The sequence below is a fragment of the Micromonospora maritima genome (assembly GCF_902825405.1).
GTDB classification, from domain to species: domain Bacteria; phylum Actinomycetota; class Actinomycetes; order Mycobacteriales; family Micromonosporaceae; genus Micromonospora; species Micromonospora maritima.
This window is the reverse complement of record NZ_CADEAU010000250.1, coordinates 1-7,970: the sequence shown is the minus strand read 5'-3', so window position 1 is coordinate 7,970 and position 7,970 is coordinate 1. Positions and strand designations below refer to the sequence as shown.

The window sequence follows — 7,970 nt, the reverse complement described above, 5'->3', positions numbered from 1 at the left end:
GGTTCGCCCGGTCCGCCCCGCCCACCGCCCGGGAACACGACGGGGTGGCCGCCTTCTCCGACGCCCTGGCCGCCGCGCTGCACGACGCCGCGACCCACCGCGAGCTGCGGCTGGTCGCCGCCCGCTCGTCGTACGACGCGGTGCACGACCAGCTCACCGGCCTGCTCAACCGGGCGGCGCTGCTCGCCCGCGGCGACGAGGCGTTGCGGCAGCGGGCCCACGACCACCCGGTGGCGCTGCTGTTGCTGGACGTGAACCAGTTCAAGGAGGTCAACGACACGCTCGGGCACTCGGCCGGCGACCAGCTGCTGCGGCTCACCGCCAACCGGCTGGCCGCGCTGACCCGGCCGGGTGACCTGCTCGGGCGCCTCGGCGGTGACGAGTTCGCCCTGCTGCTCACCTCGGTACCGGTGGTCGACGACCGGAGCGGCCCGCTGGCGTACGCGATGCGCCAGGCCCGCGAGGTCGCCGAGCGGCTCGCCGCGCCGACCGAGGTGGCCGGGGTACGGATGTCGGTCGAGGTGGCGGTCGGCGTGGTGGTGGCCGACGCCGGGGTCGCCGACCTGACCGAGCTGTTGCGGCGCGCCGACATCGCCATGTACCAGGCGAAGGAGGGCGGCGGCAACGTCGCCGCGTACGACAGCTCCCGGGACGCGGCGAGCACCGACCACCTGGCGTTGCTCGCGGAGCTGCGGGAGGCGCTGGCCACCGACGACCAACTGGTGCTGGCGCTGCAACCGGCGGTGGACCTGGCCACCGGCGCGCCGACCGGGGTGGAGGCGTTGATCCGGTGGCGGCATCCGCGCCGGGGCTGGCTCGGCCCGGCCGACTTCATCCGCCCGGTGGAGAACAGCGAGCAGCTCGGCAGCTTCACCCGCTACGTGCTGGACAAGGCGCTGGCGGTGGCCGCCGGGTGGGCGCGGGAAGGGCTGGACGTCCCGATCTCGGTGAACCTGTCCGCCCGTAGCCTGCTCGACCCGCGGCTGCCCACCGAGATCGAGGAGGCGTTGCGCCGGCACCAGGTCCCGCCGCACCGGCTGGTCCTGGAGATCACCGAGACCGTGGTGATGAGCGAGTTGGAGATCATCGACGAGGTGCTGGCGACGCTGCGGGCGATGGGCGTGCAGCTCGCCGTCGACGACTTCGGCACCGGCTTCTCCTCGTTGACCTTCCTCACCCGCATTCCGGTCGACGAGCTGAAGGTGGACCGGTCCTTCGTCATCCGGATGGCCGACTCGCCGGAGGCGGCGGCGATCGTCCGGACCACGGTCGGGCTCGCCCACGAGTTGGGGCTGCGGGTGGTGGCCGAGGGGGTGGAGACCGCCGAGCAGCGCACCGCGCTCGCCGAGCTGGGGTGCACCGCCGCGCAGGGCTACCACTTCTTCAAGCCGATGCCGGCGGACAAGATCGGGGCGGTGCTGGGGTCGCTGCGCGACACCGCGCGGGGCAACGTCTTCCCGCTGCGCGCCGACGGCGCCTCCTGAGCGGTCCGCGCCGCCGGGCGGGCCCGACGGCGCGGGAGCCGATCGGCCTCGCACCGACGGCGCGGAGGGCTCGGCTCAGCCTCGCGGAAGAACGTCGTCGAGGACGGCGGGCAACGACGCCCAGTCGGCGGAGACGATGCTGGCGTGCGCCCTCGCCAACTGGGCGACCCGGGCCGCCGCCGCGTCGGGGTCACCGCTGCCGACCGCCGGCGGGACGTTCTGCGCGTCGGTCATCACCAGCAGGTAGTGGTTGGCGTCGTACCAGGCGGTGTCGACGCCGCCGGTGACGTACGCCGAGGCGTCGCCGTCGAAGAGCACGAACCACCGGCGCAGGGCCGGGTCCGCGTACCGGGTCCGGGGGTCGCCGGCCTGGGCCCGGTGCACCGCCGGGAACGCCCGCGCGCTGCCCAGCGTGCCGACCGCCGCCAGGCCGTTCAGGTGCCGGGCGTACTCGACGTCGGTCCACAGCGTGTCGGTCGGGTTGCCCTCCTCGACGGTGCCCGGGATCAGCTCCACGATCACCTTGCCGGCGAGTTGGGCGCGGGTCGGCCAGGCGTCGGCCCGGGCGGCGGCGTCCAGGTCCGGGTGGCCGCCGAGCAGGTCGGCCGGGCGGAACACCCGGTCGCCGAGGCGGGCGGCGAGCACCGCGTCGAGCTGCGCCGGTCCCTGCCCGGTGCGGCTGCTGAAGCCGGTCTTGAGCTCCAGCTTGAGGATCAGCGGGCCGGCGTCGGGGTGGGCGCCCAGCCAGAGCCGGATGTCGTCCAGGCAGTGCTCCAGGTTCTTGTTCCGGGTCCCGGTGTAGAGCTGGGCGGCGCTGGTGGCGGCGACGCAGTTGTTGTCGTTGCCGAGCGGGTTGCTGTGGCTGACCCGCCACTGCCGGGCGAACACGTCCGGCCAGACGTCCAGCTCGATCAGGCCGGGCCGGGCGTCGAGCGCCTGCGCCAGGTAGGTGTAGGTGCCACGCTCGTACGTGTTGTGGATCCCCACGCCGGTGGTGGCGGACCACCGGGTCTGCGGCGGGACCTCGGCGGACGCGGTGCCGGGGGCCAGCAGGGATCCGGTGAGGGCGGCGAGGGCGAGCAGGGCGGGGAGTCTGCGCATGGACCGTCTCCTTCGGACGTGCCGGCGGTGGACGACGCCGGCCATGCGCCGATTCAAATAGACAAAGGTGAATAGCGGAAGGACGGCTCGTGGCTCCGACCGGTCCGGGGGCGGCGGTCCGGCGCGGCGGATAGGGTCGGGTGGTGAACCGACTCGCCGAGGCCACCTCGCCCTACCTGCTCCAGCACGCCGACAACCCGGTCGACTGGTGGCCCTGGTGCGACGAGGCGTTCGCCGAGGCGAGGCGCCGCGACGTGCCGGTGCTGATCTCGGTCGGCTACGCGGCCTGCCACTGGTGCCACGTGATGGCCCACGAGTCGTTCGAGAACGAGGCCGTGGCCCGGCTCATGAACGACGACTTCGTCTGCGTCAAGGTCGACCGGGAGGAACGCCCCGACGTCGACGCCGTCTACATGACCGCCACCCAGGCCATGACCGGGCAGGGCGGCTGGCCGATGACCGTGTTCGCCACCCCGGACGGCACGCCGTTCTTCTGCGGCACCTACTTCCCCCGCACCAACTTCGTCCGGCTGCTCGGCTCGGTCGCCGCCGCCTGGCGGGACCAGCGCGAGGCGGTGCTGCGGCAGGGCGCCGCCGTGGTCGAGGCGATCGGTGGCGCCCAGGCCGTCGGCGGCGTGACCGCCCCGCTCACCGCCGAACTGCTCGACGGCGCCGCCGACCAGCTCTCGAGGGAGTACGACGAGACGAACGGCGGGTTCGGCGGCGCGCCGAAGTTCCCGCCGCACATGAACCTGCTCTTCCTGCTCCGCCACCACCGGCGTACCGGGTCGGCGCGGAGCCTGGAGATCGTCCGGCACACCTGCGAGGCGATGGCCCGCGGCGGCCTGAACGACCAGCTGGCCGGCGGCTTCGCCCGCTACTCGGTGGACGGCCACTGGACCGTGCCGCACTTCGAGAAGATGCTCTACGACAACGCGCTGCTGCTGCGCGTCTACACCCAGCTCTGGCGGCTGACCGGCGACAGGCTGGCCCGCCGCGTCGCCCGGGACACCGCCCGCTTCCTCGCCGACGAGCTGCACCGGCCCGGCGAGGGCTTCGCCTCCGCGCTGGACGCGGACACCGAGGGCGTCGAGGGACTCACCTACGTCTGGACGCCGGCGCAGCTGGTCGAGGTGCTGGGGGAGTCCGACGGTCGCTTCGCCGCCGACCTGTTCGAGGTCACCGCCGGCGGCACGTTCGAGCACGGCGCCAGCGTCCTGCGCCTGGCCCGCGACGTCGACGACGCCGACCCGGCGGTCCGGGCCCGCTGGCAGGAGGTGGTGGGCCGGCTGCTGGCCGCCCGGGACACCCGGCCGCAGCCGGCCCGCGACGACAAGGTGGTGGCCGCCTGGAACGGGCTGGCGATCACCGCGCTCGCGGAGTTCCAGCAGGTCGCCGCGCTCTACGCGTCCCGGGACGACGAGGACGCGAACCTGATGGAGGGCGTGGTCATCGTCGCCGACGGGGCCATGCGCGACGCCGCCGAGCACCTGGCCGCCGTGCACCTGGTCGACGGCCGCCTGCGCCGGGTGTCCCGGGACGGGGTCGTCGGCGAGCCGGCCGGGGTGCTGGAGGACTACGGCTGCGTCGCGGAGGCGTTCTGCGCGCTGCACCAGCTCACCGGCGAGGGGCGCTGGCTGACGCTGGCCGGGCAGCTGCTCGACGTGGCCCTGGCCCGGTTCGCGTCTGCCGACGGCGGCTTCTACGACACCGCCGACGACGCCGAGCGCCTGGTCACCCGGCCCGCCGACCCGACCGACAACGCGACCCCGTCCGGCCGCTCGGCGGTCGTCGCGGCGCTCGTCGCGTACGCGGCGTTGACCGGGGAGACCCGCTACCGGGAGGCGGCCGAGGTGACCCTGTCCACGGTCGCGCCGATCGTCGACCGGCACGCCCGGTTCACCGGCTACGCCGCCACGGTCGGGGAGGCGCTGCTCTCCGGCCCGTACGAGATCGCGGTGGTGACCGACGACCCGGAGGGCGACCCGCTGGTGGCCGCCGCCCGCCGGCACGCCCCGCCCGGCGCGGTGGTGGTGGCCGGCGCCCCGGACCAGCCGGGTGTGCCGTTGCTGGCCGACCGTCCGCTGGTCGACGGGCGGCCCACCGCGTACGTCTGCCGGGGGTTCGTCTGCCAGCGGCCGGTGACCTCGGTCGAGGACCTGGTCGCCCAACTCGGCTGAGCCGTCACGGCGTCTTCGGTTCCGGTCGCCGTCCCGTTTACCGGCGGTGGGACGGGGGCGGGCCCAGCGGCCGGGGGTGTCGCCGGCCCGGATAGGCTGGCGGCGCTATGGACTCCCGGACCGGACTCCCCGTCGTGGGCATGGTGGGTGGCGGCCAGTTGGCCCGGATGACCCACCAGGCCGCCATCGCCCTCGGTCAGTCGCTGCGCGTGCTGGCGCTCGCCCCCGACGACGGCGCGGCGCTGGTCGCCGCCGACGTCCAGTACGGCGATCACACCGACCTGACCGCCCTGCGCACGTTCGCCAAGGGCTGCGACGTGGTCACGTTCGACCACGAGCACGTGCCCAACGACCACATCCGCACGCTCACCGACGAGGGCGTGAAGCTGTTCCCGCCGGCCGAGGCGCTGGTGCACGCGCAGGACAAGCGGGTGATGCGGGAGCGCCTCGGTGAGTTGGGCGCGCCCAACCCGGCCTGGCGTCCGGTGGAGTCGCCGGCGGACCTGGTGGCGTTCGGCCGGGAGACCGGGTGGCCGGTGGTGCTCAAGGCCGCCCGGGGCGGCTACGACGGGCGCGGCGTCTGGATGGTGGACGACGCCGACCAGGCCGCCGAGCTGGCCGCGACACTGCTCGAAGGCGGCACCCCGCTGCTGGTCGAGGAGCGGGTGGCGCTGCGGCGGGAGCTGGCGGTGCAGGTCGCCCGGTCGCCGTTCGGTCAGGTGGCCGCGTACCCGGTGGTGGAGACGGTGCAGCGCGACGGCATCTGCGTCGAGGTGCTGGCGCCCGCGCCCGACCTGCCGGAGGAGCGGGCGGTCGCGGCGCAGCAGCTCGCCATCGACCTGGCCACCGCGCTCGGCGTGGTCGGGCTGCTCGCGGTGGAGCTGTTCGACACGCCCGCCGGCCTGGTCGTCAACGAGCTGGCCATGCGTCCGCACAACTCGGGGCACTGGACCATCGAGGGGGCCCGGACCTCGCAGTTCGAGCAGCACCTGCGGGCGGTGCTCGACTATCCGATGGGGGACACCTCGCTCGCCGCGCCGGTCGTGGTGATGGCGAACGTGCTCGGCGGTGAGCCGGGTGGGATCTCGATCGACGAGCGGCTGCACCACCTGTTCGCCGCCGAGCCCGGCGCCAAGGTCCACCTCTACGGCAAGCAGGTCCGACCGGGCCGGAAGATCGGTCACGTCACGGTGCTCGGCACCGACCTGGCCGAGGTACGAGCCCGGGCCGCGCGTGCCGCCCGCTGGCTCCAGGAAGGACGCGCATGAGCGAACGCACCGTCGGGCTGATCATGGGCAGCGACTCGGACTGGCCGACCATGCGGGCCGCCGCCGAGGCGCTCGACGAGTTCGGCGTGCCGCACGAGGTGGGTGTGGTCTCGGCGCACCGCACCCCGCTCAAGATGATCGAGTACGGCCGGGCCGCCGCCGGTCGTGGCGTCCGCGTGATCATCGCGGGCGCGGGCGGGGCGGCGCACCTGCCCGGCATGGTCGCCTCGGTCACCCCGCTGCCGGTGATCGGTGTGCCGGTGCCGCTCAAGCACCTGGACGGGATGGACTCGCTGTTGTCCATCGTGCAGATGCCGGCCGGCGTGCCGGTCGCCACGGTGTCGATCGGCAACGCCCGCAACGCCGGCCTGCTCGCCGTCCGCATCCTGGGCGCCTCCGACCCGGCGCTGCGCGACCGGATGGCCGCCTACCAGGCGAGCCTGGAGGACCTGGTCGCCGAGAAGGAAGCCGCGCTGCGCGCCTCGCTCGCCTGACCGTTCGTCACCCCGCGTGCTCACCCCGGCCGGTCACCGATCGTGGCCGACCGGGATGGCGCGTGTGCGTACCCTCCACCGCCGCGCCCGGACCTACCGCATGCCGCGCAGCGCGGTCTGGAGGCGCTCCTGGGCCCGCCGGCGACGCTCGTTGCTCGCGCCCAGCACCAGCAGGACGATGCCGACCGGGATCAGCACCAGCCACGGGCCGAGACTGAACAGCGCGTGCACCGCGGCGATCGCGGTGACCGTCGCACCGACGATCACCGGCGCCTGCTGCCGGCTCGTCGAGCCGAAGATCAGCACCGCCACGGCACCGAGCAGCAGCAGCACCTGACGCAGCATGCTGGAATCGGTCGCGATCACGATCGCCAGCGTGGGCAGGAACGCGGTCACCAGAGCCGGTCCGTACGCCACCCAGCTCGACAGGTCGGGCCGGTGGCGCAGTTGCAGCACCCCGACCAGCAACGCGAGCGCCGCGAACGGCAACGTGTACGCCTCCGGCAGCGCCACGTCGGCCACCCGCATCAGGATCCACCAGGCGCTGATCTCGCAGGCCACCACCGCCCAGAACAGCAGGTTGCGCTCCATCGGACGGCGGCCCGGACGGCTGGCCGCCACCCCGAGCACCGCGCCCCACGCGGCCAGCAGCGCGGCGATGTGCCGGGGCGAGTCGTACGCCAGCGCCAGCGCGATGAGGGCCGCCCCGTAGCCGCTCCACTCGACGGTGGCCGCCTCCCGGTACGCCTCCGGACGGCGCAACCGGGGCAGCGTGGCGGCGAAGACCTGCAACGCGGCGCCGACCGCGAGTACCCCGAAGGCGGACCAGACCGCGGCGAGCCCCACCACCAGCCCGAGCGTGAGCGCGAAGAGCTGGGCCATCAGCGAGCCGAACAACCACCCGAGGATGCGGGCCCGCTGGGTGGTGCCGAACAACGCGGCCACCGTGCCCACGCCGACTGCGCCGCCCAGCGTGAACAGGGTCAGGTCGCGGGTGGCGAGGCTGCCGCAGAGCCCGGCGCCCCCGGCGGCGAGCCCGATCACGAAGACCAGCACCCGGGCGACCCGGATCGACCGGGCCGGCTCCACCAGCGGGGGCGGCGGCGTCAGCGCCAGCCCCAGCATGGAGATGGTGAAGACGGCCAGCCCGGCCAACGCGGTCACCGGCCAGCCGCGGCCCAACGCCACCGGCGTGATCAGCAGGGTGAGCGCGGCGCCGGGCAGTACCACCGGCACCGCCCGGGACCGGCGTCCGCCGCTGAACCCGGTCGCGGCCAGCGCCGCCGTCGCGGTGAGCAGCAGCGCGGTGAGCACGTGGGTGGGGTCCACGGCGTCCGGCGGCGGGGTGAGCAGCTCCGGCGGCGGCCCCTGCCACACCCGGCGCAGCGCGGCGAACGGCGAGAACAACGCCACCACCAGTGACGGGGCCAGCGTGACCAGGGC

The 7,970-nt window shown here is 74.5% G+C and carries 6 protein-coding genes; 4 read left to right on the top strand and 2 right to left on the bottom strand.

Features of this window, described 5'->3' with window-relative positions; translation table 11 throughout:
- The coding region (locus HUW36_RS20505) for a putative bifunctional diguanylate cyclase/phosphodiesterase (RefSeq protein ID WP_174529652.1) at positions 1-1,484 on the top strand (1,484 nt) is incomplete at its 5' end.
- A gap of 75 nt (positions 1,485-1,559) precedes the next feature.
- Here HUW36_RS20505 and HUW36_RS20500 read toward each other — a convergent pair.
- Positions 1,560-2,585 (bottom strand): phosphatidylinositol-specific phospholipase C domain-containing protein, encoded by a 1,026-nt coding sequence (locus HUW36_RS20500; protein WP_174529651.1) that lies wholly within the window; start codon positions 2,583-2,585, stop codon positions 1,560-1,562.
- Positions 2,586-2,728: 143 nt separating this feature from the next.
- Between HUW36_RS20500 and HUW36_RS20495 the strand changes: the two genes are divergently transcribed.
- The 3 genes from HUW36_RS20495 (at position 2,729) to purE (ending at position 6,527) form a co-directional block, all read left to right on the top strand.
- Positions 2,729-4,765, top strand: a complete 2,037-nt coding sequence (locus HUW36_RS20495) for a thioredoxin domain-containing protein (RefSeq protein ID WP_174529650.1) — start codon at positions 2,729-2,731, stop codon at positions 4,763-4,765.
- A 107-nt stretch (positions 4,766-4,872) separates the two neighbouring features.
- A complete protein-coding gene (locus HUW36_RS20490; RefSeq protein WP_174529649.1) occupies positions 4,873-6,033 on the top strand; it encodes a 5-(carboxyamino)imidazole ribonucleotide synthase in 1,161 nt (386 codons plus the stop codon).
- Positions 6,030-6,527 carry a 5-(carboxyamino)imidazole ribonucleotide mutase gene (purE, locus tag HUW36_RS20485; RefSeq protein ID WP_174529648.1) on the top strand — a complete coding sequence of 166 codons (498 nt, stop codon included), beginning with the start codon at positions 6,030-6,032 and terminating at the stop codon, positions 6,525-6,527. The genes HUW36_RS20490 and purE overlap by 4 nt, the downstream gene beginning before the upstream one ends.
- Before the next feature lie 93 nt (positions 6,528-6,620).
- Here purE and HUW36_RS20480 read toward each other — a convergent pair.
- On the bottom strand, positions 6,621-7,970 hold a 1,350-nt coding region (locus HUW36_RS20480), incomplete at its 5' end, for an SCO7613 C-terminal domain-containing membrane protein (protein ID WP_425487250.1).

What these genes read in the sequence shown, in the direction of transcription:
- HUW36_RS20490 (WP_174529649.1), top strand. Translation starts at nt 4,873, where the DNA reads ATGGACTCCCGGACCGGACTCCCCGTCGTGGGCATGGTGGGTGGCGGC.
- purE (WP_174529648.1), top strand. Translation starts at nt 6,030, where the DNA reads ATGAGCGAACGCACCGTCGGGCTGATCATGGGCAGCGACTCGGACTGG.
- HUW36_RS20500 (WP_174529651.1), bottom strand. Translation starts at nt 2,585, where the DNA reads ATGCGCAGACTCCCCGCCCTGCTCGCCCTCGCCGCCCTCACCGGATCC.